The following is a 20,669-nucleotide window of genomic DNA, read 5'->3' as shown; positions in this document are numbered from 1 at the left end:
CGGCTCAGGCCTGGAGCGCCGCCGTGCGCCCGCCCGTGAGCCGCAGCAGGTCCGCGGGGGAGAGCTCGACGTCGAGCCCGCGCCGCCCGCCCGAGACGAGGACCGTGGGCCACGCGGCGGCCGAGTCGTCCAGCAGGGTGGGCGAGGGCGCCTTCTGGGCCAGCGGGGAGATCCCGCCGACCACGTAGCCGGTGCGCCGCTCCGCGAGCCGGGGCTCGGCCAGGGCCGCCCGCTTCCAGCCCAGGGCGGCCGCCGCCGCCCGCAGGGACAGCCGCGCGGAGACGGGGACCACCGCGACCGCCCAGTCCCGCTCGTGCACCACCATCAGCGTCTTGAACACCTGCCCGGGGTCCCGGCCCAGCGCGGCGGCGGCCTCCAGGCCGAAGGACGCCGCCGCGGGGTCGTGGTCGTACTCGTGCACGGCGTAGGCCACGCCGGCCCGCTCCAGCGCCGCGACGGCCGCCGTCGGGCCGGCGCGGCGCGAGCTCCTCGCCACGCCGGTGCCGCCGCGCCGCTCAGGCGTCCTGCAGCTCGCGGACCCGGCGCTTGATCCGGGCGAGCATCGCCGACATCCCGCGCATCCGCAGCGGGGAGACGAGCTGGGTGAGCCCGAAGCGCTCCGGCAGGTCGTCGGGGATCTCGAGGACCTGCTGCGCGGGCAGCCCGTCGAGGCCCTCGTGCAGGATCGAGGCGAAGCCGCGCGTGGTCGGGGCCTCGGCGGGGGCCGAGAAGAACAGCCGCACCGGGGTGTCCGGGCCGGGCTCGGCGTCCTCGTCCCACTCGACGGCCAGGAACAGCGGCGACTGGCACTCCACGACCTGCTCCAGCTCCTCCGGGTGCTCGCCCAGCCGGGAGGGCAGCGCCGGCAGGGAGCGGGAGAACTCGAGCAGCAGCTGCAGCTTGTCCTCCTGGGGGACCGCGGTGAAGTCGTCGACCAGCTCCTCGAGCTGGGCGGGCAGCGCCGCGGTCACCGGGCGCTCCCGGGGACCTCGCCGCGCTCCGCGCCCAGCACGATGGGCACGCGCACGGAGTTGCCCCACTCCGTCCACGACCCGTCGTAGTTGCGCACCTTGTCGTAGCCGAGCAGGTACTTCAGCACGAACCAGGTGTGGGAGGAGCGCTCGCCGATGCGGCAGTAGGCGATGATGTCGTCGTCCGCGGCGAGGCCGACCTCGTCGCGGTAGATCGCCTCGAGCTCCTCGCGGGAGCGGAACCGGGCGTCCTCGGCTGCGGCCCGGGCCCACGGCACGGACGCGGCCGTGGGGATGTGCCCGCCGCGCAGGGTGCCCTCCTGCGGGTACTCGGCCATGTGCGTGCGCTCGCCGGTGTACTCGGGCAGGGAGCGGACGTCGATCAGGGGGTTCTGCCCCAGGTGGGCGAGGACGTCCTCCTGGTACGCCCGGGCCCGGGAGTCGTCGCGCTCCACCACGGGGTAGTCGGCGCGCTCGGGCACGACCCTGTCCGTGGACAGCTCGCGGCCCTCGGCGATCCACTTGTCCCGGCCGCCGTTCATCAGCCGCACGTCCGGGTGGCCGAAGAGCTCGAAGACCCACAGGGCGTAGGCCGCCCACCAGTTGGACTTGTCGCCGTAGACGACGACCGTGGTGTCGCGGGAGATGCCCTTGCGGGACATCAGCTCGGCGAACCCGGCGCCGTCGACGTAGTCGCGGGTGTCGGGGCGGTTGAGGTCGGTGTGCCAGTCGATCTTCACGGCGCCGGGGACGTGCCCGGTCTCGTAGAGCAGGACGTCCTCGTCGGACTCGACGACGACGACGCCCGGGTCGGCCAGGTGCTCGGCGACCCACTGGGTGGACACCAGTCGCTCGGGGTGCGCGTACTGCGCGAACTCTTCGTTGTTCTCCACGGCAACGCCCATGGGGGATCCTTCCGGGTGGGGAGCGGGTGGGGCCCTCGCGGGCCGGGTTCCTCCCCAGCGTAGTGCGCCGGGGCCGATCACGTCCCGGCGCGGCCCCGGGGGAGCCAGCCGGTAAAATCGCCGGAGCACCTCCGTGCGCCCGCCGGCGCACGGACGCCCAGCGAACCGCCGGCCGCGGCGGACAGAGAGGTTCCCCGTGAGCATCCAGATCGAACACCTCACCGACCGCCGGCCCAACGTGTCGGCGGATGAACTGCTGGCGGGCTTCCGGCCGTCCGAGCGCTTCGGGGAGGTCTCGTTCGACACCTACCGGCCCGACCCCCAGCAGCCCTCCCAGGCGCAGGCCGTGCAGAAGCTGCGGACGTTCGCGGAGTCCGTCGGCCGCACCGGCTCCGGCGGCGGCTTCTTCGCGAAGCTCTTCGGCGGGGGCGGCGGGGCCGCCGTGCGCACCGGCATCTACCTGGACGGCGGCTTCGGCGTGGGCAAGACCCACCTGCTGGCCTCCCTGTGGCACGCCGTGCCCGGGCCCAAGGCGTTCGGGACCTTCGTGGAGTACACCAACCTCGTGGGCGCCCTGACGTTCCGCAAGGCGGTGGACGCGCTGAGCTCCTACCAGCTGGTGTGCATCGACGAGTTCGAGCTCGACGACCCGGGGGACACGGTGCTGATGTCGCGGCTGATGCGGGAGCTCTCCGACGCCGGGGTGCGGATCGCGGCGACGTCCAACACCCTGCCGGGCTCCCTCGGGGAGGGCCGCTTCGCCGCCCAGGACTTCCAGCGGGAGATCCAGGTGCTCGCCGACCAGTTCGAGGTCCAGCGCATCGACGGCGAGGACTTCCGCCACCGCGGCCTGCCGCAGGCGCCCGCGCCGCTGTCCGAGGAGGAGCTCGAGCGCGCCGTCGAGGAGCGCTACGCGGGCCGCGTCGTGGCCGCCGACGACTTCGCCGCCCTCGTGGAGCACCTCGCGACCGTGCACCCCTCCCGCTACCGCAAGCTCATCGACGGGATCGACGCCGTGGTGTGGCGCGACGTGCACACCATCGAGCAGCAGGCCGTGGCGCTGCGCTTCGTGGTGCTCGCGGACCGGCTCTACGACAAGAACCTCCCGATCATCGCCTCGGGCCGGCCCTTCGACCAGGTCTTCACCGCCGAGATGATGGCCGGCGGCTACCAGAAGAAGTACTTCCGCGCCGTCTCGCGCCTGACCGCCCTCGCCCGCGAGGGGATCCTCGGGGACGTCTCCGCCGCCTGACCCCGGCGCCCCGCCCGGCTGCCCGCCCCGGGGCGCCACCCCGCCGCGGCCCCGCCGCCCTCCCACGGTGGGCGGCGGGGCCGTCGTCGTGGTGGGGGCCCGGGCTCCGGGCCCGGAACGAGAAGAGGACCCCGGCTGGTCAGCCGGGGTCCTCTCGGTGCTCGTGCGCGATACTGGGATCGAACCAGTGACCTCTTCGGTGTGAACGAAGCGCGCTACCGCTGCGCCAATCGCGCTCACTGCTCGAAAACCATAACCCACATCCGCCCCGGGGGCCAATTCGCCGCCGGGACGGTCCGGACGGGCTCCACGGGGCGCCCCGTGGGCCGGCCGTCCACGGGGCGGGGAGGGTGAGAAGGGCGTTCCCGGGCAGGGGCCGCGGCCCCTGCCCGTCCGGCTCGCGGCCACGGCCGGACGGGGCCGGGAGGGGCCGGGCGGGCGATTTGGCGTTTCCGAAAACGTTCCCGTACAGTCTTCACCTGTCAGGAACACCGACGGGTTCCGGCGGGACGGAGCGGCCGCGAGGCGCTCCGCACCGAGGAGGCCGTCGACTGCCGCACGCCCCCTCCCTGCGGAGACGCCGGGGAAAACGGCTGTGATAGAGTTCCAACTCGGAAGATCGAGAGATCGGCCGACAGACATGCGGACGTAGCTCAGCTGGTAGAGCACCACCTTGCCATGGTGGATGTCGCGGGTTCGACTCCCGTCGTCCGCTCGCAGTGATCGACATCGTAGATGTCGTGACCAACGGCCCTGTCCGTGAGGACCAGGTCCCGGTGGGGTGGCCGAGTGGTTAGGCAGCGGCCTGCAAAGCCGTCAACGCGGGTTCGAATCCCGTCTCCACCTCGGTGCACACCCCACCTCGCTTGCCGACCTCCCCGGAGGTCGAACGGTCAAGCGCGATTGGCGCAGCGGTAGCGCGCTTCCCTGACACGGAAGAGGTCACTGGTTCGATCCCAGTATCGCGCACCAGCACGAAGGCCCCGGCTCACCGAGCCGGGGCCTTCGTCGTGCCCGGGCTCCGCCGCGGCGGCCGGCCGCCTGTCCGAGGGAGCCGGTAGCGTGCGGGCCAGCGCCCCGGGGACCGGGGACGGCACCCCGGACCCACGGAGAGGCAGCGAGCAGCGTGACACAGCCCAGGCTGGCGGAACAGACCGAGTACGGACGGATGTACGCGAGGTCCACCTCGGAGCAGGCGACGGTGCCCTCCATCACCACGGTCCTCTCGCGGGCGGCCACCGACCTGGACGGCTGGTACGGCTACTCCGCGGCGCAGGCGGCCGTGCGGGACGAGCGGCTGCGCGCGGCCCTCGGCTCGCCCGCGCAGCTGCGCGCCGTGGTCCGGGACGCGGCGAAGGCCGCCGAGCGGCACCGGGACGACGCCGCCGCCCGCGGGGACCGCGTGCACACCTACGCCGAGCAGATCGCCCTGCGCGCGCTGGGCCGGCCCCACCGGGCGGCCGACGCGCGGGCCGCGCTCGCCGAGCACGGCGAGGAGCGCTTCGCCTCCCGCTTCGACGAGTGGTGGGACCTCTACGCCCCCGAGCCGCTCGCGGTGGAGGTCACCGTGTGGAACTCCACGGTCGGCTACGCCGGCACCCTCGACCTCGTGGCCCGGATCGCCGGCAAGGTGTGCCTGATCGACTACAAGACCAAGGGCACGGACCGCGACGGGCGGGTCAAGCCCCTCGACCCCAAGGTCGTCACCCAGCTGGTCGCCGGGCTCAAGGCCGAGGAGTCCCTCGTGGACGCCGAGGCCGGCAGCTGGGAGCCGTGGGCCTACGGGAACGCGGACCTGCTGCTGGGCGTCGCGATCGGGGAGACGGAGGTCGTGCCCGTCCAGGCCGTGCCGGCCGTGCTCGAGGCGCACTGGTACAAGTTCTGCGCCCTGCACCGGGTGTGGACGCAGGAGACGGCCCTCGCCGCGGCCGGGCCCGCGCTGCGCCCCGTGCCGCCGCCCCCGCTGGGGGAGCTCCCGCCGGCCCCGCCCGCCTGACCCGCGGCGTGCCCGCCCCCGCCGGGCGGACCGTAGACTTGGGAGGTCGAGAGCGAGGTCCCACCATGCCCATCCTGCCCATCCGCACCATCGGGGACCCCGTCCTGCGCACCCGCGCGGCGGAGGTCTCCGTGTTCGACGACGCCCTGCGACGCCTCGTCGCGGACATGCACGAGACGATGCTGGACGTCGGCGGCGTGGGCTTGGCCGCGCCCCAGGTGGGCGTGAGCCTGCGCGTGTTCACGTGGGCCGTGGAGGGCGCCGAGGGCCACGTGGTCAACCCCGTGCTCGAGGTGGGCGAGGAGCCGCAGGAGGGCGGGGAGGGCTGCCTGTCCGTGCCCGGGCTGGGCTTCGAGACGCCGCGGCGCCACTGGGCCCGCGTCACCGGGGTCGACCAGCACGGCGCGCCGGTGGTCGTGGAGGGCACCGGGCTGCTCGCGCGCTGCCTGCAGCACGAGACCGACCACCTCGACGGGCGCCTCTACGTCGACCGGCTCGAGGGCGAGGCCCGCCGGGAGGCGCTGCGCGCCCTGCGCGCCGCCGACTACAACGGGGTCGTCAGCGGGGTGGCCGGCCGGCGCGCCACGAGCGTGGGCTCGTCCTTCGGCGCCGGCTCGTCCTTCGGGGCGGGCGCCCCGTCCGGCGCCTGACCCCCGCCCCCCGCCCGTCCGGCAAGATTCCCAGGAGAGCCGTGAAGATCCTCTACGCCGGCACGCCGTCCGTCGCCGTGCCGCCCCTCGTCCACCTGGCCGAGCGCCCCGACGTCGAGATCGCGGCCGTGCTCACCCGCACCGACGCCCCCGTGGGCCGCCGGAAGGTGCTCACGCCCTCGCCGGTGGCGGAGGAGGCCGAGCGGCGGGGCCTGCCCGTGCTCAGGGCCAACCGCGTGGACGCGGAGCTGACCGAGCGGATCCGCGGGCTGGGCGCCGACGTCGCCGCCGTCGTGGCCTACGGCGCCCTCGTCCCGCAGGCCGCGCTCGACGCCGTGCCCCACGGCTGGATCAACCTGCACTTCTCGCTGCTGCCGCAGTGGCGCGGCGCCGCCCCGGTCCAGCGCGCCCTCATGGCGGGGGACACCGTGGTCGGGGCCAGCACCTTCCTGCTCGAGGCCGGCCTCGACACCGGGCCGGTGCTCGGCACCCTGACCGACGAGGTCCGTCCCGACGACACCGCCGGGACGGTCCTGGACCGGCTCGCCCGCTCGGGGTCCCCGCTGCTGGCGGAGTCCCTGCGCGCCGTCGTCGACGGCACCGCCCGGCCGGTCCCGCAGGAGGGCGAGGTCAGCCTCGCCCCCAAGCTCACGGGCGAGGACGGCCGCGTCCGGTGGACGGACCCGGCCGTGGCCGTGGCCCACCGCGTGCGGGGGGTGACCCCGGAACCGGGGGCGTGGACCGTGCTCGACGGGCAGCGGTTCAAGCTGGACCGGGTCCTCGCCCGGCCGGACCACCGGGACCTGGCCCCCGGGCAGTGCGTGCTGCGCGGCGGGGCGGTGCTCGTGGGCACCGGCTCCTACGCCGTGGAGCTCACCCGGGTGCAGCCGGCCGGGAAGAGAACGATGGACGCCGCCGCGTGGGCGCGCGGCCGGAACACCGACACAGGAGTGGTCTTCGAGTGAGCGAGCGCAACGACCGGCAGCACGGCGAGCGGCGGGGCGGGCGCCCCGAGCGCGACCGCCGGCAGGAGGGCCCGCGCCGCAACGCCAAGGGCCACGAGCGCAACCGGCGCGCGCAGGCGGAGCGCTCCTACTCCTCCTCGGCGCCGGGGCGCCGCACCCGACGGGCGGACCCCGCCCGGCTCGCCGCCTTCGAGACCCTGCGGGCCGTGTCCGAGGAGGGCGCCTACGGCAACCTCGTGCTGCCGAAGCTGATCCGCGCCCACCGCCTGGACCGGCGGGACGCCGGGTTCGCCACCGAGCTCGCCTACGGGGCGCTGCGCTGGCAGGGCACGTACGACGCCGTGCTCGCCCGCTGCGTCGACCGGCCCCTGGCCGACCTCGACGGCGCGGTCCTCGACGCCCTGCGCCTGGGCGTCCACCAGCTGCTGGCCATGCGCGTGCCCGACCACGCCGCCCTCGACCAGACGGTCGGGCTCGTCCGCGCCGAGATCGGCGCGGGACCCGGCGGGCTCGTCAACGCGGTGCTGCGCAAGGTCGCGGCCAGGGACCTCGCGGCCTGGGTCGCGCAGCTGACCGCCGACGCCCCCGACGACGCCGCGCGCCTCGGCCTCGCCCACGCCCACCCGGCCTGGGAGGTCCGCGCGCTGCGCCAGGCGCTGACCGCCCACGGGCGGGACGCCGCCGAGCTCGAGGCCCTGCTGGCGGCGGACAACGCCGCGCCGGTGGTCAACCTCGTGGCCCTGCCCGGGCTGGGCGAGCTGGCCGAGGCCCTTGAGACCGGGGCGGAGCCCGGTCCGCTCGTCCCCGGCTCCGCGCTGAGCAGCGGCGGGGACCTGCACCGGCTCGACTCCGTGCGCGGGGGCGGCGTGCGCGTCCAGGACGCCGGCTCCCAGCTCGTGGCCCGCGCACTGGTGGCGGCCGGGGAGCAGGACACCGCGGGCGAGCGCTGGCTCGACCTGTGCGCCGGACCCGGCGGCAAGGCGGCGCTGCTCGCCGCGCTCGCCGCCGGGTCCGGCGCCCACCTGACCGCCAACGAGGTCGCCCCGCACCGGGCCGAGCTCGTCCGCCAGGCCCTGCGCCCCGTGCCCCGGCGGGCGTGGACGGTGCGCACCGGCGACGGGCGGGACGCCGCCGAGCTGCTCGGCGGCCGGCCCGCCGCGGAGGCGGGCTTCCACCGGGTGCTCGTGGACGCCCCCTGCACCGGCCTCGGCGCGCTGCGCCGCCGCCCGGAGTCCCGCTGGCGGCGCACCCCCCGGGACCTCGCCGAGCTGGGCCCGCTGCAGCGGGAGCTGCTCCGGGCCGCGCTGGACGTCACGCGCCCCGGCGGGCTGGTCGCTTACGCGACCTGCTCCCCGCACGCCGCCGAGACGCTGGCCGTGGTCCAGGACGTGCTCGCCGGGCGCGACGACGCCGAGCTCGTCGACGCGCTCGGCCCCGCCCGCGGCGCGGCCCTGCCCGGCGCGCTCGACGGGGACCGGGACCCGTCCCGCCCCTGGGAGGGCGCGTCCGGTCCCGCGACCGTCCAGCTGTGGCCGCACGTCCACGGCACCGATGCCATGTTCCTGGCCCTGCTGCGCAAGCACTGACGCCCCGACTCGACCGCCACCTCAGGAGCCCCCGTGTCCCGCACCTGCATCCACCCCTCGATCCTCTCCGCCGACTTCGTCAACCTCGAGGGCGAGCTGCGCCGGATCGCCACCGCCGACGCCGTGCACGTGGACGTCATGGACAACCACTTCGTCCCCAACCTCACGCTGGGCCTGCCCGTGGTGGAGCGGGTCCTCGCCGTGAGCCCGGTGCCGCTGGACGTCCACCTGATGGTCGAGGACGCGGACCGGTGGGCCACGGCCTACGCCGAGCTCGGCTGCGAGTCCGTCACCTTCCACGCCGAGGCGGCCCGCGCCCCGCTGCGGCTCGCCCGCGAGCTGCGCGCCCACGGGGCCCGCGCCGGGCTGGCCCTGCGCCCGGCGACCCCGGTGGAGCCCTACCTCGACCTGCTCCCGGAGCTGGACATGCTGCTGGTGATGACCGTCGAACCGGGCTTCGGCGGGCAGGCGTTCCTGGACGTGACGCTGCCGAAGATCCGCCGTGCCGCCGAGGCGATCCGCGCGGGCGGCGGCCGGGTGGCGCTGCAGGTGGACGGCGGGATCACCGCGGAGACCATCGTGCGCGCGGCGGAGGCGGGGGCCGACACCTTCGTGGCCGGCTCGGCCGTCTACGGCGCCGGGGACCCCGAGGCCGCCATCGCCGCGCTGCGCGCCGCCGCCCACCAGGGCTGAGGCCCTCCGGGACGCTGCCGCCCGGCCGCGCGGCGCTGTGTCATAATCGGGACAACAACAACGTGTTCCGGGGTCGGTGCAAGTCCGAACCGGCGGTCACAGTCCGCGAACCGGACGACGACGTTCCTGCAGGCGCCCCGCGCCCGCCGGGGCTCGGCGTCCGGCCGAACCGGTGGAACTCCGGTACCGACAGTCACAGTCTGGATGGAAGGCAACACGTTCAACGGCCCTCGTGGCGCGCCCGCACGGACGCGCCACCGCGCCGCCGGGTCCCGGCGGCGTCACCGTTGTCCTGCGCCCCGGTTCCGACCCGGGAAAGGACGGCGCGATGGACCCGCAGCGCGAGCCCGGCCGCGACGCCGAGCGGTCGGTCATGCGGACCGCCCTGCACGCGGCCGCCCGCGGCCCCCGCGGGGCCAACCCCCTGGTGGGCGCCGTCCTCGTCGACGCCTCCGGGCGGATCCTGCACGTCGGCCACCACCGCGGGGCCGGCACCCCCCACGCCGAGGTCGACGTGCTCGACCGGGCCGCGTCCGCCGGCACCGACCTGCGCGGCACCACGATGTACGTGACCCTGGAGCCCTGCAACCACTGGGGCCGGACCGGACCGTGCGCCGAGGCCATCGCCGAGGCCGGGGTGCCCCGGGTGGTCTTCGGCGCCCCCGACCGCACGGCCGCCGCCTCCGGCGGGGCCGCCACGATGCGCGCCGCCGGGCTCGACGTGCGCTCCGGGCTGCTCGCTGAGGAGGCGGAGCGGCTCAACGACCGCTGGGGCGAGACCATGCGCGCCCAGCGCCCGTTCGTGACGCTCAAGGTCGCCCAGTCCCTCGACGCCCGGATCGCGGCCGCCGACGGGACCAGCCAGTGGATCACGTCGCCGTCGGCGCGCGAGCACGGCCACGACGTCCGCGCCCGCGCGGACGCGGTGCTCGTGGGCACCGGCACCGTCCTCGCCGACGACCCCCGGCTCACCGCCCGCACCGGGGACGGCGGCGCCGTCGCCCGCCAGCCCCTGCGCGTGGCCATGGGCCTGCGCCCCGTCCCGGCACGCGCCGCGATGCGCGGGGCCGACGGCCGCTTCCGGCACGTGGCCACCCACGACCCCCACTCCGCCCTGGCCGAGCTCTACGACGCCGGGGTGCGCCACGTGCTCGTCGAGGGCGGGGCCACCGTCGGGGCGGCCTTCCTGCGGGCGGGCCTCGTCGACGAGCTCAGCCTCTATCAGGCCCCGCTGCTGCTGGGCGCGGGCCGGCCGGCGTTCGAGGAGCTCGGCGTCGGCACCCTCGCCGACGCCGTCCGCTGGCGGCTCGACCCCGCCGGCGGCGGGCCCGTGCAGCAGCTGGGCCCGGACCTGTGGATCCACCTGCGGCCGGCCCCCGCGGCCTGAGCTGTCCCGCGGTTCACGGCGCAGCCGAGGCACCAGCAGCAGAAGCACCAGCAGCAGAAGACCCCGAAGACGCAGAGGAAGCAGAGGAAGAAGCCGATGTTCACAGGAATCGTCGCCGGGCAGGGCACCGTCCGCTCGGTCGAGACCCGGCCCGACGGCACGAGCGCCCGCCTGCTCGTCGACGCCGGCCCGCTCGTCGCCGACCTGCCGCACGGCGGCTCCCTGGCCGTGAACGGGGTCTGCCTCACCGCCACGCGCACCGGGGAGATCGGCGCCGGGCAGTTCCTCGCCGACGTCATCGGCGAGACGCTCGCCCGGACGAACCTCGGGGCCCTGGCCGCGGGCGACCCCGTCAACCTAGAGCGGTGCGTGCCCGCCGGCGGCCGGCTGGACGGCCACGTGGTCCAGGGCCACGTGGACGGCACCGGCACGGTGGCCGAGCGCGAGGATCTCGGCGAGTGGGAGCGCGTGCGGGTGGCCCTGCCCGCCGAGCTTGCCCCATTCCTCGCCGAGAAGGGCTCCGTGGCCGTCGACGGGGTGTCCCTCACCGTGACCGCCGTCAGCGCGCCGGGCGCGGAGCAGCCCTGGTTCGAGGTCGGGCTGATCCCCGCGACCCTCGCCGAGACCACCCTCGGGCGCCGCCCGGTGGGCTCGAGCGTCAACCTCGAGGTCGACGTCCTGGCCAAGTACGCCCAGCGCCTGCTGGCCTTCGCCCGGCTCGACGCCGGCGCGGCGGCGTCCCCCGCAGCATCGACGGCCGCGTCCACGGCCGCGTCCACGGCAGCAGAAGGAGCATGATGCGCACCAGCAGCACCCACGAGGACGCCGGCGCGGCCGGGGCGGAGCAGATCCGCCTCGACCCGGTCGCGGCGGCCGTCGCGGCGGTGGCGCGCGGCGCCGCGGTCGTCGTCGTCGACGACGCGGACCGCGAGAACGAGGGCGACATCGTCTTCGCCGCCCGGCACGCCACCCCGGAGCTCATGGGCTTCACCGTCCGGCACACCTCCGGGGTCGTGTGCGTGCCCCTGACCGGCGAGCGGGCGGACGCGATGCGGCTGCCGCCGATGGTCGCCGTCAACGAGGACGCCAAGGGCACCGCCTACACCGTCACGTGCGACGCCCGGGAGGGCGTGAGCACGGGCATCAGCGCCGCGGACCGCGCGCTCACGGCCCGGGTGCTCGCCGACCCGCAGGCCGGGCCCGGGGACATCACCCGGCCCGGGCACGTGCTGCCGCTGCGCGCCGCCGAGGGCGGGGTCGCCGCCCGGCGCGGGCACACCGAGGCGGCCGTCGAGCTGTGTTCCCTCGCAGGCCTCGAGCCCGTGGGCGTCATCGCCGAGCTCGTCCACGACGACGGGTCGATGATGCGCCTGCCGGCGCTGCGCGCGTTCGCCGACCGCCACGGGATGCCCCTGGTGAGCATCGAGGACCTGGTGGTGCACCTGCGGGAGCCGCGCCCATGACCCCCTCCGCCGCCCTGATCGGCACCGAGCCCGTCGTGGTGCCCACGCCCGAGGGCCGGTTCGAGGTGGTGGGCTGGCAGCTGCCGGGCGGGCCGGGCGAGGTCGTCGCGGAGCACCTGAGCCTCACCGCGCCGCCCCCCGCCGGCTCCCCGGCGGGCCCGCCGCCCCTCGTGCGGCTGCACTCCGAGTGCCTCACGGGCGACGTCTTCGGCTCCTTCCGCTGCGACTGCGGACCCCAGCTGCACCTGGCGCTGCGCCGGATCGCCGCCGACGGCGGGACCCTGCTGTACCTGCGCAACCACGAGGGCCGCGGCATCGGCCTCGTCAACAAGCTGCGCGCGTACAAGCTCCAGGACGGGGGAGCGGACACCGTCGAGGCCAACGAGCTGCTCGGCCTGCCCGCCGACGCCCGGGACTACACCGCGGCCGCGGCGATCCTGCACCGGCTCGGGCTCACCCGGATCCGGCTGCTGTCCAACAACCCCGCCAAGGCGGAGCACCTTGCGGACCTGGGCATCGAGGTGACCGAGATGGTCCCCAACGAGGTCCCGGCCCGTCCCGAGAACCACGACTACCTCGCCACCAAGCGCGACCGGATGCGCCACCGGCTGCGCCACGTGGACGACGCCGCCGGCGGGATCACCGACAGCGACAGCTTCAACGACGAGACAGCGTTCCACGACACCACGTTCCACCAGACCACGCCCCTCGAGAGCACAGGAGAGAGCACCCCATGAGCGGACACGGAGCCCCCGACATCGACCTCAGCACCGCCGACGCGGCCGGCCTGCGCATCGCCGTCGTCGCCTCGAGCTGGCACACGGTGATCATGGACGGGCTGCTCGACGGCACCCGCCGCGCGCTCGCCGACGCCGGGGTGGCGGACCCGACGGTCGTGCGGGTGCCCGGCAGCTTCGAGCTGCCCGTGACCGCGGCGCGGCTCGCCCCGACCGTCGACGCCGTGGTGGCGCTCGGCGTCGTGATCCGCGGCGGGACCCCGCACTTCGACTACGTGTGCTCCGCCGCCACCCAGGGCCTCACGGACGTCGCCGTGCGCACCGGCGTGCCGGTGGGCTTCGGTGTGCTGACCTGTGACACCGAGCAGCAGGGCCTCGACCGGGCGGGCCTGGAGGGCTCCCACGAGGACAAGGGCTACGAGGCCGCGGCCGCCGCTGTGCAGACCGCGCTGCTGCTGCGCGCCCTGCAGGTCTGACCGGCCGCCCCGGACGGCGCCCGCGCGCGGCGCCGTCCGGGGCGGCCGCGCCGACCCATTACCCTGGGAGGCGTGAAAACCTTCGAGACCCTCTTCGCCGAGATCAGCGACAAAGCCGTGACCCGACCGGAAGGCTCCGGCACCGTGCGGGAGCTCGACACCGGGGTCCACGGGATCGGCAAGAAGATCGTCGAGGAGGCCGCCGAGGTCTGGATGGCGTGCGAGTACGAGACCCCGGAGCAGGCCGCCGAGGAGATCTCGCAGCTGCTCTACCACCTGCAGGTCATGATGGTCGCCAAGGGCCTGCGCCTCGAGGACGTCTACACCCACCTCTGAGCGCCCCGCCGCCTCCGCACCCCGCTCCCACCGGGACGCTCCTGCCGGAGCGCCTCCCCTCGAAGCCGAGAAGGATCCCCATGCTGCGTGTCGCAGTGCCCAACAAGGGCGCCCTGTCCGAAGCCGCCGTCACCATGCTCAAGGAGGCCGGGTACCGGCAGCGCCGCGACTCGCGCGAACTGGTCCTCGTGGACCCCGAGCACCACATCGAGTTCTTCTACCTGCGCCCCCGCGACATCGCGGTGTACGTGGGCGGCGGGACCCTCGACGTCGGCATCACCGGACGCGACCTGCTCCTGGACTCCGGCGCCCACGCGGACGAGGACCTGCCGCTGAGCTTCGCCCGCTCCACGTTCCGCTTCGCGGGCCCCGCGGGCGAGTTCAGCTCGATCGCCCAGCTCGAGGGCAAGCGGATCGCGACGAGCTACGACGGGCTGCTGCGCGACTACCTCGCCGAGCGCGGCGTCGGCGCGTCCGTGGTCCGCCTCGACGGCGCCGTCGAGTCCTCCATCCGGCTGGGCGTGGCCGACGCGATCGCCGACGTCGTGGAGACCGGCAACACCCTGCGCGCCGCGGGCCTGCAGGTCTTCGGCGAGCCCATCATGACCTCCGAGGCGCTGCTCATCCGCCGCCGCACCGCCGAGGAGCCCGAGGGCCTGGCCGTGCTGCGCCGGCGCCTGCAGGGCGTGCTCGTGGCCCGGCAGTACGTGCTGATGGACTACGACGTCGCCGAGGACCTCGTCGACGCCGCCACCCGGATCACCCCCGGCATGGAGGGCCCGACCATCGCCCGGCTGGGCCGCGGCAACGGCTGTGCCGTGCGCGCCATGGTCCCGAAGGCGGAGACCAACAAGGTCATGGACGCCCTCTACGAGATCGGTGCCCGCGCGATCCTGGTCTCCCCGATCCAGGCCGCCCGGATCTGACCCCGTCCCCCACCCGCCGCAGCCGAGGAGGTCCCGCCCGTGGGCGTTGCCGTACGTGTCATCCCCTGCCTGGACGTCGACGCCGGTCGCGTCGTCAAGGGCGTCAACTTCGAGAACCTGCGCGACGCCGGCGACCCCGTGGAGCTCGCCAAGCGCTACAACGAGGCGGGCGCCGACGAGCTGACGTTCCTCGACGTCACCGCGTCCTCGGCCGCGCGGGAGACCACCTTCGACGTCGTCACCCGCACCGCCGAGCAGGTCTTCATCCCGCTCACGGTGGGCGGCGGCGTCCGCGCGGTCGCCGACGTCGACCGGCTGCTGCGCTGCGGCGCGGACAAGACCTCCATCAACACCGCCGCGGTCTCCCGCCCGGAGGTCATCGACGAGATCACCGGGCACTTCGGCAGCCAGGTGCTCGTCCTGTCCCTCGACGCCCGCCGCACCGGGAACACCCCCTCCGGCTTCGAGGTCACCACCCACGGGGGGCGCACGCTCACCGGCCTCGACGCCCTGGAGTGGGCCCGCGAGGCCGAGGAACGCGGCGTGGGGGAGATCCTGCTCAACTCCATGGACGCCGACGGCACCCGGGAGGGCTTCGACCTCGAGATGATCTCCGCCGTGCGGCAGCGGGTGCACGTGCCCCTGATCGCCTCCGGCGGGGCCGGGGCGCCCGAGCACTTCCCGCCTGCCGTGGCCGCGGGCGCCGACGCCGTGCTGGCCGCCTCGATCTTCCACTTCGGGCCGGTGCACGCGATCGCCGAGGTCAAGGACGCCCTGCGCGCGGCCGGCTACGAGGTCCGCTGAGCCGCTCGCACCCCGGGAGCGCGACGGTGCCCGCGCCCCGGCGGCGGTGCGGGCCCGGCCCGTGCACGGCGGCCGGGCCTTCGTGACGGCCCACGGCGGCGACCCGGCGCCGGGCGTAGCCGTGGACACGCGGACGGCGTACAGTCGTCAGCACCCTGGCGGCGGTCCGCCCCCAGGGCGCTGACGACGAAGGAGTCCACCGTGGGTTTGAACAACATCCTCAGGAACGCCACCGGACGACTGACGGGCGGGACCCGCGCCACCGGGGCCGCCGGCGGGCGCCGGACGACGCGCGGGGTGAACGCCGCGGGCCAGGCCGGCACCCGCCGCTCGGGCGGCGCCGGGGTCGGCGGCATGCTGCGCAAGTTCCTCAACCGGCGCTAGGCCCGGACCGGACACCATGACGAGAGCGGTCGCCGGCGCTCGTGGGCGCCGGCGGGCCGTTCGCGGCCCCGGCGGATGAGCACCGCGTTCCACCGGTCGTCGTACTCGACCCGGGACCCCGAGAAGGGCATCGCCGCCATGGCCCAGCTCTACCGGGGACTGGGGCTGCGCGCGCCGACGGACGGCTCGTTCGAGTTCAGCGTCTCCGCGGCCTCGGCGGGGCCGCTGCTGGCCCACCGCTTCCGGCTGGGCACGACCGCGTCCTCCGGCACCGGCGACGTCTCCGGCACGTTCACCGTCACCCACGTCCTCACCGGGCGGCTCACCGTGGACTCCGGCCAGGACCGGATCACCACGCGCCTGCCGTTCCTCCTCCCGCAGGGCGTCTACGGGGGCCGGTGGGAAGGCATGCTCGAGCTGGGCTCCGTGGTGCTGGACGCCGAGGCCGTGCAGGAGCACGCCCGGGGCCTGCTCGGGCAGGAGTCGCTGCAGCTCGCGTTCACGGGGTGGACGCCGCCGTCCCCGGCCCTGACCCGCTACTGGCTCGCCGAGGTCCGCCACCTCCACCAGGACGTGCTGCCCAACACCGAGGCGATGGAGCACCCCCTGGTCCGGGGCACGGCGTTCCGGTCCCTCGCCACCGCGCTGCTGCACTGCTTCCCGAACACCTTCCTCACCCAGTCCCCGCCGCCCGGCTCCGCCCGGGTCGCGCCCGCACGGCTCCGCCGGGCGACGGCCTTCGTCGACGAGCACCTCGACGAGGACATCGGCCTCGCCGGGATCGCCCGCGCCGCCGGGATGAGCCCGCGCGGGCTGCAGGTGGCGTTCCGCCGCGAGCTGGGCACCACCCCGATCGCCTATCTCCGCGACGCCCGGCTGGAGGCCGCCCACCGCGACCTGCGGGAGGCCGACCCCGCCGCCGGGGCGACCGTCGCGGGGATCGCCGCCCGCTGGGGCTTCCCCCACACGGGACGCTTCGCCGCGGCCTACCGCCGGCGGTTCGGGCAGTCACCGGGGACGACCCTGCACGGGTGAGCCCCGGACGCCGGCGAGCAGGCCCCGCGGTCGCCGGACCGGCCGCGGGGCGGCAGGTCGTTAGGATGGAGGGCGATGAGCGAGCAGACCCCCGGAACCGATGTCCTCGACCCCGCCGTGGCGGCGCGCCTGAAGCGCGACCCCTCCGGCCTGGTGGCCGCCGTGGTGCAGCAGCACGACACCAAGGAGGTGCTCATGCTCGGCTGGATGGACGACGAGGCGCTGCGCCGGACCCTCACCGAGGGCCGCGTGACGTTCTGGTCCCGCTCCCGGCAGGAGTACTGGCGCAAGGGCGACACCTCCGGGCACGTGCAGCGCGTGCACAGCGTGCACCTGGACTGCGACGGCGACGCCCTGCTGGTGCAGGTGGACCAGACCGGCGCGGCCTGCCACACCGGCACGCGCACCTGCTTCGACGGCCGCGACCTCGGCGCCGCCGCCGCCGTCTGACCGGTCGCACCGCGCCCCACCCACCCGATCCTCCCGTTCCACCGTCACCAGGAAGACAGGTCGACACCCATGCAGGACCTGGGCACCGTCAGCCCCACGCTCGAGGAGTTCCGCGCGCTCGCCGCGGAGCGCCGCGTCATCCCCGTCCGCGTCAAGATCCTCGCCGACGCCATGACCCCCATCGGCCTCTACCGCGCCCTCGCCCTCGAGGACGGGGCCGCCCGCCCCGGCACCTTCCTCCTGGAGTCGGCCGCCGAGGGCGGCGTGTGGTCCCGCTACTCCTTCGTCGGCGCGAACTCCCGGGCGACCCTCACCGCCAAGGACGGGCAGGCGCACTGGCTGGGCCAGGTCCCGGCCGGGGTCCCCACGGGCGGCAGCCCGGTCGAGGCCCTGCGGGACACGATGGCGCTGCTGCACACCGAGCGCTTCGAGGACGTGCCCCCGCTGACCTCCGGCCTCGTGGGCTTCGTGGGCTGGGAGGCCGTGCGCCGCTGGGAGAAGCTCCCCCACCCGCCCGAGGACGACCTGCACCTGCCCGAGCTGGCCATGAATCTCGTCTCGGACATCGCGATCCACGACAACACCGACGGCACCGTCATGCTCGTGGCCAACGCCATCAACTTCGACGACACCGACCAGCGCGTCGACGAGGCCTACGCCGACGCCCTCGCCCGGGTGCACGCCATGGTGGAGAAGCTCGCCCGCCCTCTCGGGCAGGTCAGCGTCTCGACGCTCACCGGCACCGACGAGATCGGCGGGGACCTCGAGGCCAAGGTCTCCCAGAGCTGGGACCGCACGCTGTTCATGAACTCCATCGTGGAGGGCAAGAAGGCGATCGTGGACGGGGAGATCTTCCAGGTCGTCGTCTCTCGGCGCTTCGAGACGGAGTGCACCGCCGACTCCCTCGACGTCTACCGGATGCTCCGGGCGATCAACCCCAGCCCCTACATGTACCTCTACAGCTTCGAGGACGCCGAGGGCCGGCCCTTCTCCGTCGTGGGCTCCTCCCCGGAGGCGCTCGTCACGGTCTCGGGGGACCAGGCCGTCACGCACCCCATCGCCGGCTCGCGCCCCCGCGGGCGGACGGTCGAGGAGGACCTCGCCCTGGAGCGGGACCTGCTGCAGGACGAGAAGGAGCGCTCCGAGCACCTCATGCTCGTGGACCTCGCCCGCAACGACATCTCCAAGGTCGCCGTCCCCGGGTCCGTGGAGGTCACGGAGTTCATGGAGGTCGAGCGCTTCAGCCACATCATGCACCTGTGCTCCAACGTCGTCGGGCGGATGCGCCCCGACGCCACCGCCTACGACGTCCTGGCCGCGACGTTCCCCGCCGGCACCCTCTCCGGGGCGCCCAAGCCGCGGGCGCTGCGCCTGCTGGACGAGTACGAGCCGCTGCGCCGCGCCGTCTACGGCGGCGTGGTCGGCTATCTGGACTTCGCCGGGGACATGGACATGGCCATCGCCATCCGCACGGCCCTGCTCGTCGACGGCAAGGCCTACGTCCAGGCCGGCGGCGGCATCGTCGCGGACTCGGACCCGGAGACGGAGGCGCTCGAGTCCCTGAACAAGGCCACGGCCCCGCTGCGGGCGGTGCTGCTCGCCGAGCGCCTGCACGAGCTCGACGTCGACCGGATCGCCACGGACACGCACGCGGTGGCCGAGCGTGGCTGATGCCCGGGACCGGGCCCCGGCCCGCGCCCGCCTGAGCCGCAAGGCCCCGGTCGTGCTCGGCACGCTCGTCGCGGCGCTCGCGGTCTTCGCGTGCTCCGCCGCCACGTGGGTCTCCGCGACCGTGCGGACCACGCTGGAGCCGATCACCGTCGACGTCGCGGGCTCCGACGCCGCCCCGGCCGTCACGGCCCTGGGCCTCGTCGCCGCCGCCGGCGCCCTGGCGACCGCGATCTCCGGGCGCGCGCTGCGCCCGGTCGTGGCCGTCGTGGTGGCCCTCGCGGGCCTGGGGGCGCTCGCCGCGGCCGCGTCTGTGCTGGCCGACCCGTCCGGTGCCGCGCAGACCGTGGTGGGGGAGACCACGGGCATGGTCAACGCCGGCGGCGACTACGCCCTGACCGCCTGGCCGTGGCTGGCCGCGGCCGCGGCGGGCCTCGTGGCCCTGTGCGGGCTCTGGGCGCTCGTGGCGGGCCGCACCTGGACGGCGGCGCGGCGCTACGAGCGCCCCGCCGCCGAGGCCGCCGCGGGCGGCGCCCGCACCGGCGACGAGATCGACTCGTGGGACGCCCTCACCGAGGGCCGGGACCCCACCGCCTGAGACCCCGTGCCGCGTGCGCGGGGCGCGCCCAGGGGTGGCACAATGGGGCGGGACAGAGTGTCAGCAACCGCCGGGCCCGGACCGGGACCGCGGGATCGAGGCCGGCCGGGCCTCGGCCGGGAAGTCGGGAGTGCAAGAACATGGCAAACGGAAACGAGATCGTCCTCGACCACACGGGCTTCGTGGGGCACGGCAACACGCTCGCCGCCTGGGCGACCGTCGGGATCATGTCGGTGGGCGTCATCGTCGGCGTCGTGGGCTTCACCATGGGCAGCACCCCCGTGCTGATCATCGGCATCGTCCTCGTCGTCGTCGGCCTCGTCGCCGGGGCGGTGCTGCGCTCGATGGGCCACGGCGCCGGCTCCGAGCAGCGCAAGCACGAGGCCCGCCACCACTAGGCCCGCGACGACCGGGCCCGGGGCCGGTGCGAGCCGGCCCCGGGGCGCGGCGCCGATGACCGGTCCCGTCCGGGGCCGGTCGTCGCGCCCGGATGACCGGGCCCGGCCCGAGCCTCCCGCAGCACTCAGCAGGGCGGCCCTCGCCGCCGAGAGGACAGGAAAGCATGTCGCAACAGAGCACCGGGACCGTCCTGGACGCCATCATCGAGGGCGTCCGCGCGGACATGGCCGCCCGCCGGGAACAGGTCGGCCTCGACGAGCTCCGCCGGCTGGCCGCCCAGCGCCCGCCCGCCCTCGACGCCGAGGCCGCGCTGCGGGGACCCCGCGCCGACGCCGTCCAGGTGATCGCCGAGGTCAAGCGCTCCAGCCCCTCGAAGGGGGCGCTGGCCGAGATCGCGGACCCCGCCCGGCTCGCGGCCGCATACGAGCACGGCGGCGCGTCCGTCATCTCGGTGCTCACGGAGCAGCGGCGCTTCAACGGCTCCCTCGCGGACCTCGACGCCGTGCGCGCGGCCGTGGGCGTGCCCGTGCTGCGCAAGGACTTCACGGTCGACGAGTACCAGATCTGGGAGGCCCGCGCCCACGGCGCCGACCTCGTGCTGCTCATCGTGGCGGCCCTGTCCGACGAGCAGCTGCGCCGCTTCCTCGAGCTGACCCACGAGCTGGGCATGCACGCCCTCGTGGAGACCCACACCCCCGAGGAGGTCGAGCGCGCCGTGGCCGCCGGCGCCCGCATCGTGGGCGTCAACGTGCGCAACCTCAAGACCCTCGACGTGGACGTCGACACCTTCGGCCGGCTCGCCGGCCGGCTGCCCCAGGACGCCGTGGTCGTCGCCGAGTCCGGCGTGGAGGGGGAGGAGCAGGTCGCGCTCTACGCCTCCCACGGGGCCCGGGCCGTGCTCGTGGGCGAGGCCCTCGTGCGCAGCGCGGACCCCGCCGCGACCATCGCGGGCTTCCGCGCGGCCGGCGCCGCCGCCCGCGCCCGCCGC

The 20,669-nt window shown here is 75.5% G+C and carries 23 protein-coding genes, 4 tRNA genes, 1 pseudogene and 1 riboswitch; of the genes and pseudogenes, 24 read left to right on the top strand and 4 right to left on the bottom strand.

Translation table 11 applies throughout. From position 1 onward, the window contains the following. Positions 1-4: 4 nt before the first annotated feature. From ybaK to M3185_RS04445, 3 genes are read right to left on the bottom strand one after another with little or no spacing between them, the layout of a single operon-like run. The gene (ybaK, locus tag M3185_RS04455) at positions 5-496 is read right to left on the bottom strand and encodes a Cys-tRNA(Pro) deacylase (RefSeq protein ID WP_251332462.1); all 492 of its coding nucleotides are present in this window, start codon (positions 494-496) and stop codon (positions 5-7) included. 19 nt (positions 497-515) lie between these two features. Beyond that, entirely contained in the window at positions 516-971 is a 456-nt protein-coding gene (locus M3185_RS04450) for a SufE family protein (RefSeq protein ID WP_251332461.1), read from the bottom strand. Beyond that, positions 968-1,876: a sulfurtransferase gene (locus tag M3185_RS04445; RefSeq protein WP_251332460.1), complete on the bottom strand. Its 909-nt coding sequence runs from the start codon at positions 1,874-1,876 to the stop codon at positions 968-970. The genes M3185_RS04450 and M3185_RS04445 overlap by 4 nt, the downstream gene beginning before the upstream one ends. A gap of 196 nt (positions 1,877-2,072) precedes the next feature. On the opposite strand from M3185_RS04445, the gene zapE reads away from it, so the two are divergent. Next, positions 2,073-3,128 carry a cell division protein ZapE gene (gene zapE / locus M3185_RS04440; protein WP_251332459.1) on the top strand — a complete coding sequence of 352 codons (1,056 nt, stop codon included), beginning with the start codon at positions 2,073-2,075 and terminating at the stop codon, positions 3,126-3,128. Between the two features lie 164 nt (positions 3,129-3,292). Here zapE and M3185_RS04435 read toward each other — a convergent pair. Then, positions 3,293-3,364: transfer RNA gene (locus M3185_RS04435), tRNA-Val, on the bottom strand. Positions 3,365-3,770: 406 nt separating this feature from the next. On the opposite strand from M3185_RS04435, the gene M3185_RS04430 reads away from it, so the two are divergent. The 23 genes and pseudogenes from M3185_RS04430 to trpC form a co-directional block, all read left to right on the top strand. Continuing rightward, positions 3,771-3,843 (top strand) — tRNA-Gly (locus M3185_RS04430). 60 nt (positions 3,844-3,903) lie between these two features. Further along, a tRNA-Cys gene (locus M3185_RS04425) sits at positions 3,904-3,974 on the top strand. Positions 3,975-4,025: 51 nt separating this feature from the next. Further along, positions 4,026-4,100 (top strand) — tRNA-Val (locus M3185_RS04420). 154 nt (positions 4,101-4,254) lie between these two features. Continuing rightward, the gene (locus tag M3185_RS04415; protein WP_251332458.1) at positions 4,255-5,124 is read left to right on the top strand and encodes a cytochrome; all 870 of its coding nucleotides are present in this window, start codon (positions 4,255-4,257) and stop codon (positions 5,122-5,124) included. A gap of 65 nt (positions 5,125-5,189) precedes the next feature. Beyond that, on the top strand, positions 5,190-5,774 hold the full coding sequence (def, locus tag M3185_RS04410; protein WP_251332457.1) for a peptide deformylase: 585 nt from the start codon (positions 5,190-5,192) through the stop codon (positions 5,772-5,774). 41 nt (positions 5,775-5,815) lie between these two features. Then, positions 5,816-6,739 carry a methionyl-tRNA formyltransferase gene (gene fmt, locus M3185_RS04405; RefSeq protein ID WP_251332456.1) on the top strand — a complete coding sequence of 308 codons (924 nt, stop codon included), beginning with the start codon at positions 5,816-5,818 and terminating at the stop codon, positions 6,737-6,739. Beyond that, positions 6,736-8,325, top strand: coding sequence for an RsmB/NOP family class I SAM-dependent RNA methyltransferase (locus M3185_RS04400; RefSeq protein ID WP_251332455.1), 1,590 nt, complete (start codon positions 6,736-6,738; stop codon positions 8,323-8,325). The genes fmt and M3185_RS04400 overlap by 4 nt, the downstream gene beginning before the upstream one ends. 33 nt (positions 8,326-8,358) lie before the next feature. Further along, positions 8,359-9,018 (top strand): ribulose-phosphate 3-epimerase, encoded by a 660-nt coding sequence (rpe, locus tag M3185_RS04395; RefSeq protein ID WP_251332454.1) that lies wholly within the window; start codon positions 8,359-8,361, stop codon positions 9,016-9,018. A 58-nt stretch (positions 9,019-9,076) separates the two neighbouring features. Next, a riboswitch (FMN riboswitch) is annotated at positions 9,077-9,240 on the top strand. Between the two features lie 106 nt (positions 9,241-9,346). Beyond that, a complete protein-coding gene (gene ribD, locus M3185_RS04390; protein WP_251332453.1) occupies positions 9,347-10,405 on the top strand; it encodes a bifunctional diaminohydroxyphosphoribosylaminopyrimidine deaminase/5-amino-6-(5-phosphoribosylamino)uracil reductase RibD in 1,059 nt (352 codons plus the stop codon). Positions 10,406-10,501: 96 nt separating this feature from the next. Continuing rightward, positions 10,502-11,203: a riboflavin synthase gene (locus M3185_RS04385; protein ID WP_251332452.1), complete on the top strand. Its 702-nt coding sequence runs from the start codon at positions 10,502-10,504 to the stop codon at positions 11,201-11,203. Then, positions 11,203-11,868, top strand: coding sequence for a 3,4-dihydroxy-2-butanone-4-phosphate synthase (gene ribB, locus M3185_RS04380; protein ID WP_251332451.1), 666 nt, complete (start codon positions 11,203-11,205; stop codon positions 11,866-11,868). The genes M3185_RS04385 and ribB overlap by 1 nt, the downstream gene beginning before the upstream one ends. Continuing rightward, positions 11,865-12,605 (top strand): GTP cyclohydrolase II, encoded by a 741-nt coding sequence (locus tag M3185_RS04375; RefSeq protein ID WP_251332450.1) that lies wholly within the window; start codon positions 11,865-11,867, stop codon positions 12,603-12,605. The genes ribB and M3185_RS04375 overlap by 4 nt, the downstream gene beginning before the upstream one ends. After that, positions 12,602-13,081, top strand: coding sequence for a 6,7-dimethyl-8-ribityllumazine synthase (gene ribH, locus M3185_RS04370; RefSeq protein WP_251332449.1), 480 nt, complete (start codon positions 12,602-12,604; stop codon positions 13,079-13,081). The genes M3185_RS04375 and ribH overlap by 4 nt, the downstream gene beginning before the upstream one ends. 72 nt (positions 13,082-13,153) lie before the next feature. Continuing rightward, complete coding sequence (locus M3185_RS04365) at positions 13,154-13,417, top strand: phosphoribosyl-ATP diphosphatase (protein ID WP_251332448.1); 264 nt, start codon at positions 13,154-13,156, stop codon at positions 13,415-13,417. A gap of 80 nt (positions 13,418-13,497) precedes the next feature. Beyond that, a complete protein-coding gene (hisG, locus tag M3185_RS04360) occupies positions 13,498-14,343 on the top strand; it encodes an ATP phosphoribosyltransferase (protein ID WP_251332447.1) in 846 nt (281 codons plus the stop codon). Between the two features lie 39 nt (positions 14,344-14,382). Beyond that, positions 14,383-15,147 carry an imidazole glycerol phosphate synthase subunit HisF gene (gene hisF / locus M3185_RS04355; RefSeq protein WP_251332446.1) on the top strand — a complete coding sequence of 255 codons (765 nt, stop codon included), beginning with the start codon at positions 14,383-14,385 and terminating at the stop codon, positions 15,145-15,147. Between the two features lie 201 nt (positions 15,148-15,348). Then, positions 15,349-15,531, top strand: a complete 183-nt coding sequence (locus M3185_RS04350) for a hypothetical protein (RefSeq protein ID WP_251332445.1) — start codon at positions 15,349-15,351, stop codon at positions 15,529-15,531. A 75-nt stretch (positions 15,532-15,606) separates the two neighbouring features. Further along, a complete protein-coding gene (locus tag M3185_RS04345) occupies positions 15,607-16,566 on the top strand; it encodes a helix-turn-helix transcriptional regulator (RefSeq protein ID WP_251332444.1) in 960 nt (319 codons plus the stop codon). 75 nt (positions 16,567-16,641) lie between these two features. After that, a complete protein-coding gene (hisI, locus tag M3185_RS04340) occupies positions 16,642-17,016 on the top strand; it encodes a phosphoribosyl-AMP cyclohydrolase (RefSeq protein WP_251332443.1) in 375 nt (124 codons plus the stop codon). 69 nt (positions 17,017-17,085) lie between these two features. Further along, positions 17,086-18,687: an anthranilate synthase component I gene (locus M3185_RS04335; protein ID WP_251332442.1), complete on the top strand. Its 1,602-nt coding sequence runs from the start codon at positions 17,086-17,088 to the stop codon at positions 18,685-18,687. Next, the gene (locus M3185_RS04330; protein ID WP_251332441.1) at positions 18,680-19,282 is read left to right on the top strand and encodes a Trp biosynthesis-associated membrane protein; all 603 of its coding nucleotides are present in this window, start codon (positions 18,680-18,682) and stop codon (positions 19,280-19,282) included. Before M3185_RS04335 ends, M3185_RS04330 begins: the two co-directional genes overlap by 8 nt. 140 nt (positions 19,283-19,422) lie before the next feature. Then, on the top strand, positions 19,423-19,680 hold the full coding sequence (locus M3185_RS04325) for an HGxxPAAW family protein (RefSeq protein WP_251332440.1): 258 nt from the start codon (positions 19,423-19,425) through the stop codon (positions 19,678-19,680). A 92-nt stretch (positions 19,681-19,772) separates the two neighbouring features. Next, positions 19,773-20,609, top strand: a pseudogene (gene trpC, locus M3185_RS17325) (indole-3-glycerol phosphate synthase TrpC); the annotation flags it as partial. Positions 20,610-20,669 lie beyond the last annotated feature (60 nt).

This window comes from Kocuria rosea (genome assembly GCF_023715525.1).
GTDB classification, from domain to species: domain Bacteria; phylum Actinomycetota; class Actinomycetes; order Actinomycetales; family Micrococcaceae; genus Kocuria; species Kocuria rosea_A.
This window is presented reverse-complemented; position numbering and strand designations above follow the sequence as displayed.

Bases quoted from the DNA above. Each gene is read 5' to 3' on its own strand.
- M3185_RS04445 (WP_251332460.1), bottom strand. From the start codon at position 1,876: ATGGGCGTTGCCGTGGAGAACAACGAAGAGTTCGCGCAGTACGCGCAC.
- def (WP_251332457.1), top strand. From the start codon at position 5,190: ATGCCCATCCTGCCCATCCGCACCATCGGGGACCCCGTCCTGCGCACC.
- ribD (WP_251332453.1), top strand. From the start codon at position 9,347: ATGGACCCGCAGCGCGAGCCCGGCCGCGACGCCGAGCGGTCGGTCATG.
- M3185_RS04385 (WP_251332452.1), top strand. From the start codon at position 10,502: ATGTTCACAGGAATCGTCGCCGGGCAGGGCACCGTCCGCTCGGTCGAG.
- ribB (WP_251332451.1), top strand. From the start codon at position 11,203: ATGCGCACCAGCAGCACCCACGAGGACGCCGGCGCGGCCGGGGCGGAG.
- M3185_RS04375 (WP_251332450.1), top strand. From the start codon at position 11,865: ATGACCCCCTCCGCCGCCCTGATCGGCACCGAGCCCGTCGTGGTGCCC.
- ribH (WP_251332449.1), top strand. From the start codon at position 12,602: ATGAGCGGACACGGAGCCCCCGACATCGACCTCAGCACCGCCGACGCG.
- hisG (WP_251332447.1), top strand. From the start codon at position 13,498: ATGCTGCGTGTCGCAGTGCCCAACAAGGGCGCCCTGTCCGAAGCCGCC.
- M3185_RS04345 (WP_251332444.1), top strand. From the start codon at position 15,607: ATGAGCACCGCGTTCCACCGGTCGTCGTACTCGACCCGGGACCCCGAG.
- hisI (WP_251332443.1), top strand. From the start codon at position 16,642: ATGAGCGAGCAGACCCCCGGAACCGATGTCCTCGACCCCGCCGTGGCG.
- M3185_RS04335 (WP_251332442.1), top strand. From the start codon at position 17,086: ATGCAGGACCTGGGCACCGTCAGCCCCACGCTCGAGGAGTTCCGCGCG.
- M3185_RS04325 (WP_251332440.1), top strand. From the start codon at position 19,423: ATGGCAAACGGAAACGAGATCGTCCTCGACCACACGGGCTTCGTGGGG.